The 16,162-nt window shown below is 66.7% G+C and carries 14 protein-coding genes; 3 read left to right on the top strand and 11 right to left on the bottom strand.

Annotated elements, in window-relative coordinates; genetic code table 11:
* Nucleotides 1-127 precede the first annotated feature (127 nt).
* Nucleotides 128-778 (bottom strand): hypothetical protein, encoded by a 651-nt coding sequence (locus AC0L2J_RS14910; protein WP_473391218.1) that lies wholly within the window; start codon nucleotides 776-778, stop codon nucleotides 128-130.
* A 358-nt stretch (nucleotides 779-1,136) separates the two neighbouring features.
* Between AC0L2J_RS14910 and AC0L2J_RS14915 the strand changes: the two genes are divergently transcribed.
* Complete coding sequence (locus AC0L2J_RS14915; protein WP_473391222.1) at nucleotides 1,137-4,742, top strand: autotransporter domain-containing protein; 3,606 nt, start codon at nucleotides 1,137-1,139, stop codon at nucleotides 4,740-4,742.
* Between the two features lie 26 nt (nucleotides 4,743-4,768).
* On the opposite strand, the gene gspM is transcribed toward AC0L2J_RS14915, so the two are convergent.
* The 9 genes from gspM to AC0L2J_RS14960 are packed head-to-tail and all read right to left on the bottom strand — an operon-like array spanning nucleotide 4,769 to nucleotide 12,291.
* Nucleotides 4,769-5,362 (bottom strand): type II secretion system protein GspM, encoded by a 594-nt coding sequence (gspM, locus tag AC0L2J_RS14920; RefSeq protein WP_473391225.1) that lies wholly within the window; start codon nucleotides 5,360-5,362, stop codon nucleotides 4,769-4,771.
* Nucleotides 5,359-6,396 (bottom strand): PilN domain-containing protein, encoded by a 1,038-nt coding sequence (locus AC0L2J_RS14925; RefSeq protein WP_473391229.1) that lies wholly within the window; start codon nucleotides 6,394-6,396, stop codon nucleotides 5,359-5,361. The genes gspM and AC0L2J_RS14925 overlap by 4 nt, the downstream gene beginning before the upstream one ends.
* 1 nt (nucleotide 6,397) lies before the next feature.
* Complete coding sequence (locus AC0L2J_RS14930; protein WP_473391233.1) at nucleotides 6,398-7,312, bottom strand: type II secretion system minor pseudopilin; 915 nt, start codon at nucleotides 7,310-7,312, stop codon at nucleotides 6,398-6,400.
* Nucleotides 7,309-8,028: a hypothetical protein gene (locus tag AC0L2J_RS14935; RefSeq protein ID WP_473391237.1), complete on the bottom strand. Its 720-nt coding sequence runs from the start codon at nucleotides 8,026-8,028 to the stop codon at nucleotides 7,309-7,311. Before AC0L2J_RS14935 ends, AC0L2J_RS14930 begins: the two co-directional genes overlap by 4 nt.
* On the bottom strand, nucleotides 8,025-8,420 hold the full coding sequence (locus AC0L2J_RS14940; RefSeq protein ID WP_473391239.1) for a PulJ/GspJ family protein: 396 nt from the start codon (nucleotides 8,418-8,420) through the stop codon (nucleotides 8,025-8,027). The genes AC0L2J_RS14935 and AC0L2J_RS14940 overlap by 4 nt, the downstream gene beginning before the upstream one ends.
* Nucleotides 8,398-8,892, bottom strand: coding sequence for a prepilin-type N-terminal cleavage/methylation domain-containing protein (locus AC0L2J_RS14945; RefSeq protein WP_473391244.1), 495 nt, complete (start codon nucleotides 8,890-8,892; stop codon nucleotides 8,398-8,400). Before AC0L2J_RS14945 ends, AC0L2J_RS14940 begins: the two co-directional genes overlap by 23 nt.
* The gene (gene gspG / locus AC0L2J_RS14950; protein WP_473391248.1) at nucleotides 8,855-9,319 is read right to left on the bottom strand and encodes a type II secretion system major pseudopilin GspG; all 465 of its coding nucleotides are present in this window, start codon (nucleotides 9,317-9,319) and stop codon (nucleotides 8,855-8,857) included. The genes AC0L2J_RS14945 and gspG overlap by 38 nt, the downstream gene beginning before the upstream one ends.
* 55 nt (nucleotides 9,320-9,374) lie before the next feature.
* Nucleotides 9,375-10,586 carry a type II secretion system F family protein gene (locus AC0L2J_RS14955; RefSeq protein ID WP_473391252.1) on the bottom strand — a complete coding sequence of 404 codons (1,212 nt, stop codon included), beginning with the start codon at nucleotides 10,584-10,586 and terminating at the stop codon, nucleotides 9,375-9,377.
* A 4-nt stretch (nucleotides 10,587-10,590) separates the two neighbouring features.
* Nucleotides 10,591-12,291, bottom strand: a complete 1,701-nt coding sequence (locus AC0L2J_RS14960; protein ID WP_473391254.1) for a GspE/PulE family protein — start codon at nucleotides 12,289-12,291, stop codon at nucleotides 10,591-10,593.
* Nucleotides 12,292-12,430: 139 nt separating this feature from the next.
* Between AC0L2J_RS14960 and gspD the strand changes: the two genes are divergently transcribed.
* Nucleotides 12,431-14,806, top strand: a complete 2,376-nt coding sequence (gene gspD, locus AC0L2J_RS14965; RefSeq protein ID WP_473391257.1) for a type II secretion system secretin GspD — start codon at nucleotides 12,431-12,433, stop codon at nucleotides 14,804-14,806.
* A gap of 4 nt (nucleotides 14,807-14,810) precedes the next feature.
* The gene (locus AC0L2J_RS14970) at nucleotides 14,811-15,407 is read left to right on the top strand and encodes a prepilin peptidase (RefSeq protein WP_473391261.1); all 597 of its coding nucleotides are present in this window, start codon (nucleotides 14,811-14,813) and stop codon (nucleotides 15,405-15,407) included.
* A 241-nt stretch (nucleotides 15,408-15,648) separates the two neighbouring features.
* Here the strand turns inward: AC0L2J_RS14970 and AC0L2J_RS14975 are convergent, their stop codons facing one another.
* The gene (locus AC0L2J_RS14975) at nucleotides 15,649-16,110 is read right to left on the bottom strand and encodes a tetratricopeptide repeat protein (protein ID WP_473391265.1); all 462 of its coding nucleotides are present in this window, start codon (nucleotides 16,108-16,110) and stop codon (nucleotides 15,649-15,651) included.
* Nucleotides 16,111-16,162: the final 52 nt, after the last annotated feature.

Raw genomic sequence — 16,162 nt, forward strand, 5'->3', positions numbered from 1 at the left:
GGCTAGCAGTCAGTTCACGGAATGTCGATAGCCGGCGGGAACCGCAGCCGGCCCGGCTTGGCCGGACCCGTTCGGCCGGCGTTTCAGGGCTCCGCCCGAAGCTTGCCAGGATCCCGGGAAGGCACGCTCAGAGCCCGTCCGACTCGCCGTTCTTTGGCGTGGAGCGCGGCACGGACGGCGAGAACGCCGGATCGACCGGGCCTGGCATCGTCGGCCTGCCGCCCGCATCCGCAGGCGGGCCCGCGGGAGCGGCTGCGTCCGGCCGCTGGAGCGCCAGTACCTCGCTGCGCTCGCCCTGCTTGAACGTCACCTCGCGCGGCTGCACCGAGGTCAGCGACCATCCGCCGAGCGATTCGCCCTGCCGAAGGCGCACGACCTTCTGATCGGCGCGGTTGACAAGAATGGCGATGGCGTCGCCCTCACCCACCACGGCCCCGACCAGCAACAGCGGTGGCGGTGCCTCGACCGATTTGGGCGGCGGTGCGGACATCTCTTCGACCGGCGATGCCGCGACCGCGCGCGGCAGCGGCCGGCGCGTGGCCGAGAAGATCGGGCGCTCCTGGGTCACGGTCAGGGCCGAGAACGGCACTGACCACAGCGGATTGCCACGAGGAACGGGCCTGGCGGGAGCCTGCTGCACGGGCCGTGCGATCGGGCGCATCGTTCCGACCTCGACATTGTCCGCGGGGCTACCCGCCGGCGCATCGTCGGGCAGCATGTCGATGCGCGACGACGTGGCGGCCATGGTTCCGGCGGTACCGAGAACCGCGCCTAGCACGGCCAATCCTGTCGGTCTCAACCACCGGACCATCGACATCCCTCAGACCACCGGCCGCTCGAAAGAACCGCGAGGCGTCGCCGCCAAACTAGTTCCGATCGGGAGCGTCATCAACCCGCCTCGCTCAGCGAGGCTTCCTAGCGTCCATCCTAACGGCAAATGTTGCAATGCATCAATATGTTGCCCGACGGCCACGATCGCCGAAAATGCTAGCCGGAACAGGAAGGAACCGCCGCAGATGGATATCCGTTCATTGCGGCACGCTGCAGCGCCGTGGGATCATCGCATGGCGCGAGGGCTCGCCACGTGCCGCTGTTGCACGTTTGCGATGATTTCTTTGCTGATTTGAGAAGACCGGATGGCTGGACCGACAAAGGCTGGTGGGCGGATCGGATACGGGCTGCGATCCGTCGTGCGCCACTCCTTGGCGACCTTGCTGGCGACCACTGCGCTCGGCGTCGTCGCTGCGCAAGCCGTCGACGGCACCTGGGCGGGCGGCACCAGCGAGTGGACCGATGGAGCGAACTGGACCTCCACTCCGCTCGTGCCGGACGGCATCGCGACCTTTTCGACGTCGGCCGACACCAACATCGCCAGCAGCGGCGTCGTCAATATCGGCAGCGTGATCTTCACCGCTTCGCCCGACGCCCCGGCCTACACGATCACGACCAGCGATATCTTCCTGGTGAACGGCGCGGGCATCTCGAACAATTCGACCCACGCCCAGACGTTCAACCTCGGCTCCACCACGGTGTTCACGAATTCGAGCACCGCGAGCGGCGGCACCAATGCCGTCACGTTCAGCGTCGGCGGCGGCGCCGCGATGATCTTCAACGACACCAGCACCGCAGGCACGGCGAACATCACCAACAACGGCGACGTGGAATTCAACGGCAGCAGCAACGCCGGAACCGCAACGATCGCCAACAACGCGGTGATGAACTTCAGCGATTCGAGTTCGGCAGGCAGTGCCGCCATCACCAACACCGCCACCGGCTTCCTGACCTTCATCAGCAACGCCACGGCAGGCACGGCGACGATCAGCAATGACGGCTCGCTGAGCTTCGCCGGTTCCGCCACCGCGGGCAGTTCTACGATCACCACGAATAATCTTGCCACCACGAGCTTCACCGGCACCGCGACCGGCGGCAATGCCCGCTTCATCACCAATACCGGCGGCACCTTTGACATGTCGGGCCTTTCCAGCACCGGCATGACGGCGGGCTCGATCGAAGGCGCCGGCAATTACTTGCTCGGCGCCAAGACCCTCACCACAGGCAGCCTCAACGCCTCGACCCAGGTCGACGGCGTGATCTCCGGCACCGGCGGCGGACTGACCAAGGTCGGCACCGGCACGATGACGCTGACTGGCACCAACACCTACACGGGCGCGACGACAATCTCGGCGGGGACGCTGGCGATCTCGGGCTTCGGCAGCGTCGCGAGCTCCAGCGTCGTCACGGTAGATGCGACGTTCGACATTTCTGCATCCTCGGCTGCGTTCAACCTGATCACGACACTCGCCGGCAGCTCGAGCGGCGTCGTCAACATGGGCGGCAACGGGCTGTTCATCACCAACGGTTCGACTGAATTCGCCGGCGTGATCCAGGGCACGGGCGGGCTTGAGGTATTCGGTGGAACGCAGATCCTCTCCGGTGTGAACACTTACTCCAATACGACGCAGATCGATGCCGGCGCGACGTTAGCGCTGAAAGGCAGCGGATCGATCGCGAACTCGGCGAGCGTGACGTTCACGCCAGGCGCAGGCGGTACGTTCGACATTTCGCAAACAACTTCCGGCACGTCGGTGAACGCTCTGTTCTCGTTGACCGCTGGCGGCATCGTCGCACTCGGATCGAAGACACTGACGATCACCAATGGCAGCTTCTTCGGCGGCGTCATTCAAGATGGCGGCATTGCAGGCGGCACCCGTGGCAACGTCGTGATCGCCAACGGCGCGACCCAGCAGCTCTACGGCACCAACACCTATACCGGCACCACGACCATCGCGAGCGGCGGCGAGCTCGATCTCATCAATTTCGGCGGCAGCGATGGCAGCATCGCCACCTCGAGCAATGTCATCGCGAACGGCTTCTTCGACATCTCGGCCCTGAGCGCCGGCACCTCGATCAAGTCGCTGGCGGGCTCCGGTAATGTCAACATCGGGGCCAACACGCTGACGATCACCAACGGCATTGGCAATTTCGCGGGCGTGATCGATGATGGCGGCGCGGGCGGCGGCCTGACGATCGCCGGCGGCAAGCAAACGTTGTCCGGCGCAAACACCTATAGCGGGCCCACCACCGTGAATGGCGGCACGCTGGTCGTCGATGGGTCGATCCTGAGCCCGACCACCGTCAATTCCGGCGGCACACTCGCCGGCAGCGGCACGGTCGCCGGCGTTGCGGTCAATGGCGGCACGCTCGCCCCAGGCAGCGCGGCGACCCCGTTCGCGCCACTAACGATCAACGGCCCCCTGAGCTTCACAGCGGCCTCGACCTATCTTGTGCAGGTCTCCTCCAGCAATGCCAGCCTCGCCAATGTCAACGGCGCGGCCACGCTCGGCAACGCGACGGTGAGCGCGATGTTCGCCTCGGGCACGATCAAGAAGCAGTACACGATCCTGTCGGCGACCGGCGGTTTTGGCGGCACCACCTTCAACCCAGCCGTCGTCTCCAACATGCCGACGATCAACGCGTCGCTGAGCTACGGCACCAACAATGTGTTCCTCAACATCGGCCTCAACTTCGCGCCGAGCGGCGGCGGCCTCACCGTCAACCAGCAAAACGTTGCGAACACGCTGACCACCTTCTTCAACTCGACCGGCGGCATTCCGGCAGCCTTCGCTGCGCTGACGCCGGCCGGGCTGACGACGGCCTCGGGCGAACTCGGAACCGGCATTATCCAGTCCGCGATCAATGCCGACGGGCAGTTCCTCAATCTGATGCTCGACCCGACCGTCATCGGCCGCTCGGGCGGTTTCGCCAAAGCGGGCAGCGTGCCGCAATTCGCCGACAGCGACGACGCGGCCGCCTATGCGTCCATGCGCCCGGCCAACGCGCGCGAGCGCGAGGCTTACGCGATGGCGACCAAGGCACCGCTGCTCGCCTCGCAGCCGGCGAGCCGCTGGAGCCTCTGGACTGCCGGCTATGGCGGATCGGCACAAGTCGGCGGCAATGCGCCGGTCGGCTCGCAAGACCTGACCGCGCGGGTCTGGGGCGGCGCGGCCGGCGCCGACTACAGGATTTCGGTGGACACGCTGGTCGGGTTTGCGCTCGGCGGCGGTGGACTGAGCTACTCGCTCGCCAATGCGATGGGTTCGGGCTCGGCAGACCTGTTCCAGGCCGGCGTCTACGGCCGGCACAATTTCGGACCTGCCTATATCTCCGCCGCGCTCGCCTATGGCTGGCACGACGTCACCACCAACCGCACCGTGGCGCCCGGCGGCTTCGACCAGTTGCAGGGCCGCTTCAAGGCCGACACCTTCTCGGCTCGCTTCGAGGGCGGCTACCGCTTCGCGACGCCGATGATCGGCCTCACCCCCTATGCGGCGGCGCAGGTGACGAACGTCAACCTCCCCAACTACTCCGAAGTCAGCCTCAATGGCGGCGGACTGTTCGCATTGAACTATGCCTCGCAATCGCTGACCGACACCCGCTCCGAGCTCGGCCTGCGCACCGACAAGTCGTACGCGATGCAGAACGGCGTGCTGACGCTGCGCGGTCGCGCCGCCTGGGCCCACGACTACAATCCGGGCCGCGCCGTCACCGCGCTGTTCCAGACCCTGCCGGGCACCAGCTTCGTCGTGAACGGCGCCCGGGTCGACGCCGACTCCGCGCTCGTCAGCGCTAGCGCCGAGATGAAATGGCTGAGCGGCTTTTCGATCGCCGGCACCTTCGACGGCGAGTTCTCCGGCAACGTCGCCAGCTATTCCGGCAAGGGCGTGTTCAAGTACGCTTGGTGAGCCGACGTCGTAAGTTGACGAGGCCCCTACTTCCCCGCCTGCCATTGGCCGGAGACGCCCAAAATCACCCTGACGCGGCCGGTGGCCGCATCACTCAGCGCCGTCGTTTGCGGCACCTGGACGTCGAGTTGGTCGACGAACAAGAACGGCATGCCGGCTTCGAGATCGTACAGCAGCCTCTGGAGCGCGGGCTGCTCCAGCTCGCAGCTGACGACGAGGCCGACGAAACCGTCCTTGGTCTGCGCGCCTGTGACGTCGACCTGCGAGGATTGGACCGAGCCGCCGACATCGGCGACCGCGGCGGCAACCCGCTGCAACAGATTGGCGCCCGCGACCGTTACGGTCGGCCCTTCCAGAAACGGCGTGCCGGGATGCTCGGCAGAGAGAGCTGCGGCGCTCTTGGCGCCGCTCTTGCGACCGCGCAGCTGGTCGAGCAGGTCGGAGGTCTGCGCCAGCGCCTGGCGATGGGCGTTGACGTCGGCGATCGACAGCCCCGCCATCAGCAACAGCCCGCCCGTGATCGCGAGATAGAGCGTGACCGCGATCAAGGGCGAGCCGACGAGCGCCCGCTCCACCGCATTTCCGTTTGCGACCTTGGCGCTGCTCATGATCTTGGTCATGGCGCGTTCCTCGGTTCGATCTGCGCCTCGATGTGGAAGCGTTCGCCTGGATCGGATGGGCTACGCGTCGTCGGGGCGTAGAACGTCGCGCGGGTAAAATGCTGGGACTGCTCGATCAAGGGGATCAGCGAGGGCGCATCGCGGGTGACGCCGCCGATCTGGACCTTGTTGCCGGCCAGATGCAGCTCGGTGACATAGGTGTGGTCCGGCAACAGCCGGCTCAGCGATTCCAGCACGATAACGCTCGCCGGCGACTCGTACTTGCGGCGCTCGAGCAGCGCGAGCGGCGAGCGCTCGCCGCCGTCGTTGCCGCGAAGCACGGCGCGACGCTGGGTGATCTGCCGTTCGAGCTCGCTCTGCCGCGCGCTGAGGCTGTCGGCCAGGTAACTTGCCGCGACCGATCCGAGCACCGCTGCGACCGCGGCAAGAACCAGCACGGCTTGCAGCGTCCGGCCCAGCCGCACGGGGTCGATCGCCCCGCGCGATCTTTGCTCGAACACTTTGATGCGCTTGCCCTCGGGCGTCTCCGTCACGATCGCGATCGCCGTCGGATGGAAGGACGACACAGCCTCGACATAGCTCATCGCCAATTTGCGCGGCGCCGCCGCGATCTCCGTGGAGATGCTCTCGCTGCCGAGCGCTACCGGAACGCTGCAACCGAAGACGGCTTCGCTCGCGCTCCAGGGCGTCAGCCGATCGATCTGCGCCCGCACGATGCCGTCCAGGAAATCGGCCGCGCGCGCCGGTAGCTCCAGTGGTCGGAACAGGAAACGCGTCGGCCGCAGCACGATCTCGATGCGGCTGCCGCGGACGATCTGCGCGAGATCGGCACCAATGAACTTGCCATTCTCGAATGCGATTTCCTTCGGGACATTCTCCGACTTCGCCGCCTCCAGCGCGAACGCGCCGCTCTCGATCTCGACCACCCGCACCACCCGCGGCGATACTATCCGCTCCAGGCCGGCAACGATCGTGCCGGCGACGGTGCCGGTCCATGCATCGACCATGGCGCGAAGGGAATGGAGCGAACTCATCTCACAGAGACTTTCCGGCGGAGCCGTCATAGGCGTTGTGCCATGACAATACACGATACGGCTCATCGCCGCTTTCGAGAAGCAGGATGACGATCTCGGCCGAGCTGCGCCGATGCGAAGGCACCTCGACCGTGACCGTCAACCGGTACGCCCTCGAGCCCTCGATCGTCGCGTTGGCGGTGCCGGCGAGGCCGATCAGGGATCGCGGATCAACGTTGGGATCGGCGCGGTCGCGCAGCACCTGTTGCAGCATCCCCGGCGTCATGCCCGGCAGTGCCGCCACCACCTGCGGCGCTGCGTCGAGCACGTTCACGGTCCGCATGTTGCTGAACACCGTGACGAAGGGCAGCGCGCGTTCCACGACGGCGGCCGGAATGCCGCGCACCAGCCAGAGCTCGTCGCTATGCGGAAACGGCGCGTGGCGCGGCAGATAGGACGCCCCGAGCGTGCGATAGTAGGAATCCTCCGGATTGTCCTGGCCGGGCTCCGTCGACGCTCGCCAGGCGAGGATCCGGTCGGCGTAAACGGGGGCGTCCGCCGCTGCGACGCCGAGCGCCATCATCAGCCCTGCAAGCATCGGCTTCGGCGCCATGTTGAGATCGACGCGCGCGGCTTCCGACCGGAAGGTGACGCTGACACGTCCGGCGCCGACACGGGCATCGAAGGTGCCGCTGGTCGGGCGCGTGGCCTCGTTCTGCGCTGTCAGCCGGTAGGCCGCGAGTTCGAGCCCGGCATTCACCAGCGCATCCGCCTGCAACCGATCGGCGTTGACGGCGACCGTGACGGCGGTGTTGGTGACATAAGTCAAATAGATGAGCGCCAGCCCAGCCAGCGCCGCCAGCATCCAGAGCACCGCGACGACGATAAAGCCGCGGCCGTCACGAAGTCTCACACGGTCGTGCATCGCTCCGCTCACAGCTGCTGCTCCTCTTTGTCGGCCTGTTGCGGCCGCGGGCGGGCCGTCACGCAGGTCGTCGGATTCTTCGCCCGCGCACATTCGGCCGGGGCCGTGATGTGCGGGGTCACCGCGCCCGAGACCGAGAGGACCTGGCCGGTGGCACTGTTGCGCACCGTGATACGGATGCGATCCGGCAGCCGGGCCTGGCCGCGCCAGGTTGGCAGCCACTGGCCATCCGGACCGGCATAGGTGAAGCTCACGCGGAACGGGGCGCGGACCAGCACGACCTGGTCGACGAAGCGGATCTGCCCGTCGCTCGGCATCGGCTGGAACGGCGCGCGCTCGCGCACCAGCGCGAGCCCTTGTGCGTCGGCCTTCTCGACCAGGCGGATGAATTCGAGCCCCGGACGCGTGCTCGGGCCGAGCGCCGTGCGCAGGAAGGTCACCGACAATTCGGCGCCGTCGAACAGCGGCGCCCTGGCGTCGCCGTTGACCGTCATCTGCTCGGCGACCGAGAGGTCGGCGACGATGCGGTCGAGGCCGGTTGCGAGACGCTCGGCCTGCTGCACGCGGGCGATGCCGCGATTCCAGTTCGGCAGCCATTGCGCCGTCACGGTCGCCAGCGCCGCCAGGATGACGGTCATCAGCAGCGTCGCGAGCAACACTTCGAGCAGGGTGAATCCCGCTTCGTCCGCCAGCGCGCGGCGCAGGCGCTTCATCGCCGGGCTCTTCATTGAGAAGTCCTCGGCACCAGCTTCACGGTGGTGATCTGGATCGCGCTGCCGTCGCCGCGCTGGAGGCGCAGATTGACGGCCAACGGCACGAAGCGGCCGGTGGCGGGATTTCCGCCCGCCACGTTCGTCGGCGCGACGTCGACGCGCCAGCGGCTGCCCGCCAGTTCGCCGCTCCGCCGGCCGGGTTTCAGCAAGGAGCGTGCGGGCAGGTCCGCAAGCAGGGTCTCGGCCGTGCCCGATAGCGCCAAATGCTGGTCGATCGCACGCGTGCCTTTCACCGTCGTGGCAATGACCGAGCCGATCGTGCCGAGCACGACCGCGATGATCGCGAGCGCAACCAGCGCCTCGATCAGGGTGAAGCCGGCGGCGTCAGAGCAGCTTCTGCGGGACAATCTCGACGCCTCCCGTCAACCAGTTGACGCGCACCTCATAGCCCATGCCCGGGCGCGCCAGCGCGATGACCCCGCCGCATGACATCCCCGAAGGAAAGAAATCGATCGACCGCCCCGCCGCGCGATCGGCACAGCGAGAGGCCAGCATCGCCTGCACGACCACGTCGCCCGGCAGGCGGATTGTCCGACCGGTGACGCCGGAGCGGATCGAGCGCCCTTCCGCGTCAACCTGGGTCGCGACCCGCACTTGCCGGCGCAGCGCCGCGTTGCGGTCCGCTTTCAGCAGTGCCGCGGTCTCTACCGCGTAGCTCTCCAGCCTGGCGCGCGTCGTCGTGCGCGGAACCGCCGGCAGGATGATCGCTGCGAGCAGGCCAATGATCGCGAGCACGCACAGGATCTCGATCAGCGCGAAGCCGCGCGCATCGCAGATGCCCTCAGCGCGCGCCGCTGACAATGTCGGCTGCCGTTCCACTGCCGCCTTCCTGACCGTCCGATCCGAGCGAGATGATCTCGTAAGGCGTGCCCGCGCCCGGCGAGCGATAGATATAAATGCGTCCCCAGGGATCGCTCGGCACCACGCCGCCGCGCAAATAAGGCCCGTTCCAGCCGGCCTGGCTGGTATTGCGGGCCAGCGCCGCGAGACCTTCATTGGATGTCGGATAGCGCCCGAGATCGAGATAATAGAGATCGAGCGCGCTGGAAAAACTCTCGATCTGGATCTTCGCCGCCTTCGCCTTGGACTCGCCGAGATAGTTCAGGACCCGCGGGCCGACCAGCGCCATGATCATCCCGATGATGGTGATGACGACCAGCATCTCGACAAGGGTGAAGCCCGCCTCGCCGCAGGCTCCGCGTCGCCGGTCGCGCCTCAACGATAGCTGTTTGGTCACTTGAAGCATCTCCCGCTATCTAACAAAATATCGCCTGACAGTATCCGTCCCAACAATATCCGGCCTAACCGACAATCTGGCTCACCGACATCAGGGCCGTCATCACCGAGGTGATCAGGCCGCCGACCACCACCGAGATCGCAATGATCGCCGCCGGTCCGGCGATGCCGACGGCACGGTCGAGCGTGCGCTGCAACTTAACCTCGTAGAATTCCGCGACGCGTCCTGACAGCATCGGCAATTGTCCGGTCTCGTCGCCGAGCCGGAGCATGCGCACCGCCATCGCGGGCAGCGCTTCCGTCTCGGCGAGCGCGTCGGAGAGCTTCGATCCATGGCGGACACGGTCGGCGGCATCGCTCCAGACCGCGGACGGGCCGGTCGTCGCCATCATGTCGATCAGGATGCGCATTGTGATCGTGAGATTGACGCCGCTGCCGAGCAGCAGGCCGAGATTGCGGCAGAACAGCGCGGTGCGATACGCGCTCATCACGTTGCGGATCGCCGGCAGCCGCGTGATCGCATTGGTGAGGCCGCGGCGGAAGCGCTCCTGTCGGAGCACGAGCCAAACGAGCGCGATCGCCGCGGCGAGTCCGCCCAGCACCGCATCGGAATTGCCGCGCAGGAAGGTCGAGATGTTGAGGAAGATTCCGACGATGGGATCGACCTTGGCGCCGAAATCCTGCAACACGCTGGCGAACTGCGGTAGCACGAAGGTGAGGAAGAACAGCAGCACGCAACCCGCCGCGCCCAGCACGAACAGGGGATAGCGGATCGCATCCGACAGCCGGCGCCGCAACGCCTCGCTGCGCGCGCGTTCGCCGGCCAGCACCTCCAGAACCTGATCCAGCGAGCCCGAGGCTTCGCCGACCCGCACCAGCGCGATATACATCGGCGGAAACAGCCCCTCGTGGCGCGCAAGCGCCTCGGCAAAGCTCTCGCCCGAGACGACGCGCGAACGGATGTCGGCAACGACCGGGCGCAGCCGGCCGAGATCGGGATCGGTCGCCAGCAGCTCCAATCCGTCGTTGATGCGGGCGCCAGCGCGCAGCAACAGCGCGAGATCGCGGGTGAGGATGGTGACGTCTTCCGGCTTCGGCCTGTTGAAGAGGCTCAACACACTGCCGGTCGCGCCGCCCTCTTCCGGCGTGACGTTGTCGACCAGCACCAGGCCGAGACGCTCGATCCGCTGCGCGACGTCGCCGGGCGCTGGCGCGGCGATGGCGCCGGAGACCAGTTCGCCGTTGGCATTGAGCGCGCGGTAACGATAGTTCGGCATGATTCTAGCGCACCGTCGTGACGCGGAAGACCTCGGGCACGGTCGTCATGCCGGCCCGGCATTTGGCGACCGCGTCCTCCAGCATCGTCGTCATGCCGCCGCGCATCGCTGCGGCATCGATGCTGTGGGAATCGGTTTGCGGGCCGATCAGCGCACGCACCTCATCGGACATTTCCAGGATCTCGAACACGCCGTTCCGGCCGCGATAGCCGGTGCCGCCGCAGCGTTCGCAGCCGCCGGCCTCGTGCACGACCTCGCCGCACTTGAAACCGATCACGGCAAAGCGCGGATCCCTGGCGAGATCGGCCTCGGTCAGCGCGTGCGGCACCTTGCAACGGTCGCAGAGCACGCGCACCAGGCGCTGCGCCACCACGGCGCGCAGCGTGGATTTCAGCAAAAATCCCTCGATGCCGAGATCGATCAGGCGCGGCACTGCAGCCGCCGCAGTCTCGGTGTGCAACGTCGTCAATACGAGATGGCCGGTCAGCGCCGCGTGGATCGCGATATGCGCGGTCTCGGCGTCGCGGACCTCGCCGACCATGATCACGTCGGGGTCCTGGCGCACGAACGCGCGCATCGCCGAGGCAAATGTCAGCCCGATCGACGGCTTGACCTGGGACTGGTTGATGCCGGCGATTTCGTACTCGACGGGATCCTCGATGGTCAGAATTTTACGCGTCGGCTCGTTGAGGATCGACAGCATCGTCGCAAGCGTCGTGGTCTTGCCGCTGCCGGTCGGGCCGGTGACCACGATCATGCCGTGGGGCATAGCGAGCAGCCGCGTCATCGCGCTCTCGTCGCGCGGCGCGAGCCCGAGCTTGCTCATCTCCAGCAGGCCGCGGTCGCGCGGCAACAGGCGGATGACGGCGCTCTCGCCATGCTGCGTCGGCATCGTCGCGACGCGGACGTCGAGCTCGTTGCGCCCGACCCGCACGCGCGCCGCGCCGTCCTGCGGCAGGCGTCGCTCGGCGATATTGAGGCTGGCGAGAATCTTGATGCGCGAGATCAGCGCCTGCGGCGGAATGCCGTGCGGCGACGGCAACGCGCGCAGCAAACCGTCGACACGCATGCGCACCGCGAGTCCGGCACGGAACGGCTCGACGTGAATGTCGCTGGCACGCAAGTCCACCGCGCGCTCCAGGAGATCGTTGAGCGCGCGCACCACCGGCGCGCCGCTGGCGAGATCGCGCAGGCTCTCGATGTCGTCGTCGGACTGCTGCGCAACGCTGCCGCCGCCTCGATTGGCATTTGCGTCGTCGGCCTCAGCGCGTTGATCGAGCACCGTCGTGATGTCCTCGTAGGACGCCACGACGACGTCGACCGGTGTTCCGAACACGATTTCGGCGGCGCGAATGGCCGCCGTGTCGGAGGGGTCGGCAACAGCCAGCCGAAAAAAATCATTCGACGCACTGAAGGGAAAGATGGTGGACTCGCGCAGAAAGCGCCGCGAAAACCCGTCGAGGCGTGGCGTGGCCGCGAGCAGCTGCGGAAGGCTCAGCCGCGGCAGGCCGAAATGATCGGACACTTCGTCGGCGAATTCGGCTGCCGAAAGATCGGTGGCCTCCCACAATTCGCGCAAGGGGCGCGTGATCGCGGGATTGGCTGATTTGTCGGCATGAGATTGGGCGTGGGCATGCGCCCGCGGCGGCAATGAATATTTTTCCAGGAGGTGCTGCCGGAAGCTATCTGCGGAGCGGTCGCGCATCGCATTCACAGCTTTGACCTTGTTACCCGAATGCAACAACTTCGGCGGGTCAAGGCAGGCCCTTTCCCCTTGACTTATTTCTTAGCAAAAACATAATCGTGGCGCAAATTATTGCGCGTCCGAACCAAGGGGGGATCGGATGCCTATTTCACTTGGTATTGGTAGGCGTATTTTGTTTGAAGTGGTCCAGCCGCTTTTGCGCCTGCGCTCAGCGTTGACTGGAACGCTCGTTCTGTCGTCGTCCGCCTTCCTGCTCGCGGCCTGCATCGTCACTGCCGATCAGTCGATCGAGGCGGACCCCAGGGATCCGCGCGCGCAGGACATCGCCGACAAGATCCGCTCCCTCGATCTCCAGCCGCGACAACCCGCCGATGCAGGGGCGAGCGGCATTGCGCAGGCCAAGGCATCAAGGCCCGCGATCTACCTTGGCGATGGTGCAACGCCGCAAGGCGGCGCGCTGGCCGAGCGCGATGACACCGGCGGCAGCGGTTACGACCTCAATTTCGAGAACGCGCCGGTCGCCACCGTCGCAAAGGTCATCCTTGGTGACGTACTCAACGTTGGCTACACCATCGATCCCCGCGTGCAGGGCACCGTCACGCTCGCCTCGGTGCGCCCGGTCCCCAAGGCAGACGCGATCTACGTGCTGGAGAACGCGCTGCGCATGTCCGGCGTGGCGCTGGTGCGCGACCGCACCGGCTATCGCCTGCTGCCGGCGCCGGAAGCCGGTCCCGGCGGTATCGATCGCTCCGCCAATGCCGCGGCCGGCCAGGGCATCACCGTGGTGCCGCTGCGCTATGTCTCGGCCCAGAACATCTTCAAGCTGCTCGATGCCTTCGGCGTGAAGGCCTCGACCATGCGTCCCGACGGCGCCCGCAACACGCTGATCGTTAGCGGCAGCGGCACCGACCGGGCGACCGCGGTCGACACCATCCTCTCCTTCGACGCCGACTGGATGCGCGGCCAATCGGTCGGCATCTTCCCGGTCCGCAACTCCACGCCCGAGCCGCTCATCTCCGAGATGGAAAAGATCATGGATTCGGGCGAAGGCGGCCTGAGCCAGAGCGTGGTGAAATTCCAGCCGATCGGCCGCCTCAACTCGATCCTGGTCGTCAGCCAGAAGCCCGAATATCTCAAGCGCGCGCAGACGTGGATCGCGCGGCTCGACCGCTCCGACACCGATGGCCTGAACCTGAAATCCTACCCGCTGCGCTATGGCAATTCCAAAGCGGTGGTGGCGCTGTTGAACGAGATCCTGTTCAGCCAGGGCGCAAACGGCAGCTCCTCGCTCGACAATTCCGCGAGCCAGATTTCGCCCGGTTCGGGCATGGCGACGTCCTCGTCCGGGACCAATCCGATCGCCTCGCTCAGCGCACTTCCGACCGCGGGCGCGGGCGCCGCAACCCCGGTCACAGGTGCTCCCGGCTCGTCGCTGGCTGCGCGTCCCGCTCCCGCGGCGGCAGGCTTGCCCGGCCAGGACAACGGCTCCGGCCCGCTGCTCGGCTCGGGCGCGAAAGCCTCCAACAACGCGGTCCTCCAGAACGTGCGGATCACCGCCGACGTCACCAACAACGCAGTGCTGGTCTATGCCAATGCAGACTCGCAACGCGTCGTCGAGCAGACGATCCGGCAGATCGACCGGCCGCAGCGCCAGATCGCGATCGAAGCGACGATCGCCGAGGTGACGCTGAACGACGCGTTGAACTACGGCGTCCAGTTCTTCATCGCCAGCAAGCAGGGTTCGGTCTCCAACACCATCTCCGGTGTCAGCAATTCGAGCACGATCGGCAGCGTCGAGGGGACGAGCAACGCCGTCAACGCCGCGGCCGGCGCGCTGCTCGGGCGCGTGCTGCCGGGCTTCAACTTTCTGATCGGCTCGGAGAACTCGCCGCGCGTCATTCTCGACGCGCTGCACGGCGTCACCAACGTCAAGGTGTTGTCGAACCCGTCACTGGTCGTGCTGGACAACCAGGCGGCGACCCTCCAAGTCGGCGACCAGGTTCCGTTCTCGACCGGCACCGCGACGGTGCTGACCGCCAACAACACCGTCGTCAACACCATCGACTACAAGAACACCGGCATCATTCTGCGCGTGCTGCCGCGCGCCAACGCCAACGGCAACGTCGTGCTCGACATCGAGCAGGAGATCTCAAGCGTCGCCGCCGGCAGCTCCGGCTCGCTAACGCCGACGATCTCGCAGCGCAAGGTCAAGAGTTCGATCGCGGTCACGAGCGGCCAGACCGTGCTGCTCGCCGGCCTGATCAGCGAGACCGAGAGCAGGCAGCGCCAGGGCATTCCGATCCTCGACTCCATTCCCGGCGTAGGCGATGCCTTCTCGCACCAGGGCAACACGCGCGCCCGCACCGAGTTGATCCTGTTCATTCGCCCGACCGTCATCAAGGACGGCGTCGATGCGCATGTCATCGCCGAGGAGATGCGCAGCAAGATGAACAGCCGCCTGGTCGGCACCAGCAATCCCGTGGTCACCGTGAGCCCGCCCAAGGCGGCGCGCTGACGGCGTGACGGATCGGGGCGCGAATGACGGGCCGGGTCCCGTGCTCGCGCTCAGCCTCGCGCTGCTGCTGGGCGTGTTCGCAAGCCTGATCGCCGCGCCGGGCGCGGAAGGCCTGTACGGTGCGTCTCTCGCCGTCCTGATGGTCGCGGTCGCTGCGAACGATGCCCGCCACTACCTCATTCCGAACGAGCTGACGGGCGCGGCCTTCGCGCTCGCCTTGCTCCGCGCCGGCGCCTTCGCGCCGGAGACGGGCGCCGAGGCGCTGCTCTGGGCCGTCGTCCGCGCCGGTGCGGTCGCGCTCCCGCTCCTGCTGCTGATGCTGCTCTACCGGCGCTGGCGCGGCCGTGACGGGCTTGGGCTTGGTGACGTCAAGCTCGCCGCTGTCTCCGGGGCCTGGCTCGATCTCGCGACGGTGGCCGCGGTGATCGAGCTTGCTGCGCTGCTCGCGATCGGCGCCTATGTCGCCAGCGCCGCGCTGCGACGAGAGCGGCTCCGCGCCACGGCATTCCTGCCGTTCGGACTATTCCTGGCGCCGGCGATCTGGATCGGCTGGTTGGGCGAGAGCTGGTACGCGAAATGGCTCGGCGGCTGGCCGGGCTAGGATGATCCGGTGCATCGTCATTCCGACGGCGCTCTCATTAAAAACGCGAAAACAACCCCATGCACAGTAGACGGGGTCAGCGTTATCAATAACTTGATAGGGGTGCGAACAGCTTCGGATTTTACAAAACCCTTTGACACGTCGGGCAAAACACTGGCATGATGTCATCATGGCGATAGCGGCTTCCCGCCGGAGCTGAGCGCCGTCGATCACGCACCATTTTCTGAGAAGCTGCCGCGGATCAATGCTCGCGGCTCGGCGCCCATTCGAGCGCCCGCAGGCGGGCCTGGGCGATCTCCCCGCGCGTCATCTTCGAAGTCACGGCATCGCGGATCCTGGCCCGCGCCTCGCGCGCTGGCGGGGGAGCCGCAGCCGTCGACAGATTGAGCCATTTGGAGGCTTCGACGATGTCCTGCGGCACGCCGTGGCCGCGATCGTAGAGCAGGCCCAGCGAATACTGGGCGCGGCTGTCGCCCTGCTCCGCCGCCCGCCGGTACCACATCGCGGCTTCCGTGTAGTTCTGCGGCACGCCGCGGCCGGTCTCGAACAAGAAGCCGAGATAGGATTGCGCAGCCGCATTGCCGCGCTCGGCGAGCGGAATGAAGATGCGGGAGGCCGTTACATAGTCATGGCGCTGGAAGGTGGAGACGCCTTGGCGCAACGACTGGGCGTGGGCTGGAGCAGCAAGCGCAAGCGCGAGCATCAGCAACGTCCAGAGTCCTCGTCGAGACAAACGGCCCATCCGTCCCCGCAAA

The sequence above is a fragment of the Bradyrhizobium sp. MV1.5 genome (assembly GCF_055807615.1).

Coding starts and splice junctions, on each gene's coding strand:
- gspM (WP_473391225.1), bottom strand. CDS start 5,362: ATGACCAAGATCATGAGCAGCGCCAAGGTCGCAAACGGAAATGCGGTG.
- gspD (WP_473391257.1), top strand. CDS start 12,431: ATGCCTATTTCACTTGGTATTGGTAGGCGTATTTTGTTTGAAGTGGTC.
- AC0L2J_RS14925 (WP_473391229.1), bottom strand. CDS start 6,396: ATGAGTTCGCTCCATTCCCTTCGCGCCATGGTCGATGCATGGACCGGC.
- AC0L2J_RS14960 (WP_473391254.1), bottom strand. CDS start 12,291: ATGCGCGACCGCTCCGCAGATAGCTTCCGGCAGCACCTCCTGGAAAAA.
- AC0L2J_RS14955 (WP_473391252.1), bottom strand. CDS start 10,586: ATGCCGAACTATCGTTACCGCGCGCTCAATGCCAACGGCGAACTGGTC.
- AC0L2J_RS14975 (WP_473391265.1), bottom strand. CDS start 16,110: ATGCTCGCGCTTGCGCTTGCTGCTCCAGCCCACGCCCAGTCGTTGCGC.
- AC0L2J_RS14935 (WP_473391237.1), bottom strand. CDS start 8,028: ATGAAGAGCCCGGCGATGAAGCGCCTGCGCCGCGCGCTGGCGGACGAA.
- AC0L2J_RS14915 (WP_473391222.1), top strand. CDS start 1,137: ATGGCTGGACCGACAAAGGCTGGTGGGCGGATCGGATACGGGCTGCGA.
- gspG (WP_473391248.1), bottom strand. CDS start 9,319: ATGCTTCAAGTGACCAAACAGCTATCGTTGAGGCGCGACCGGCGACGC.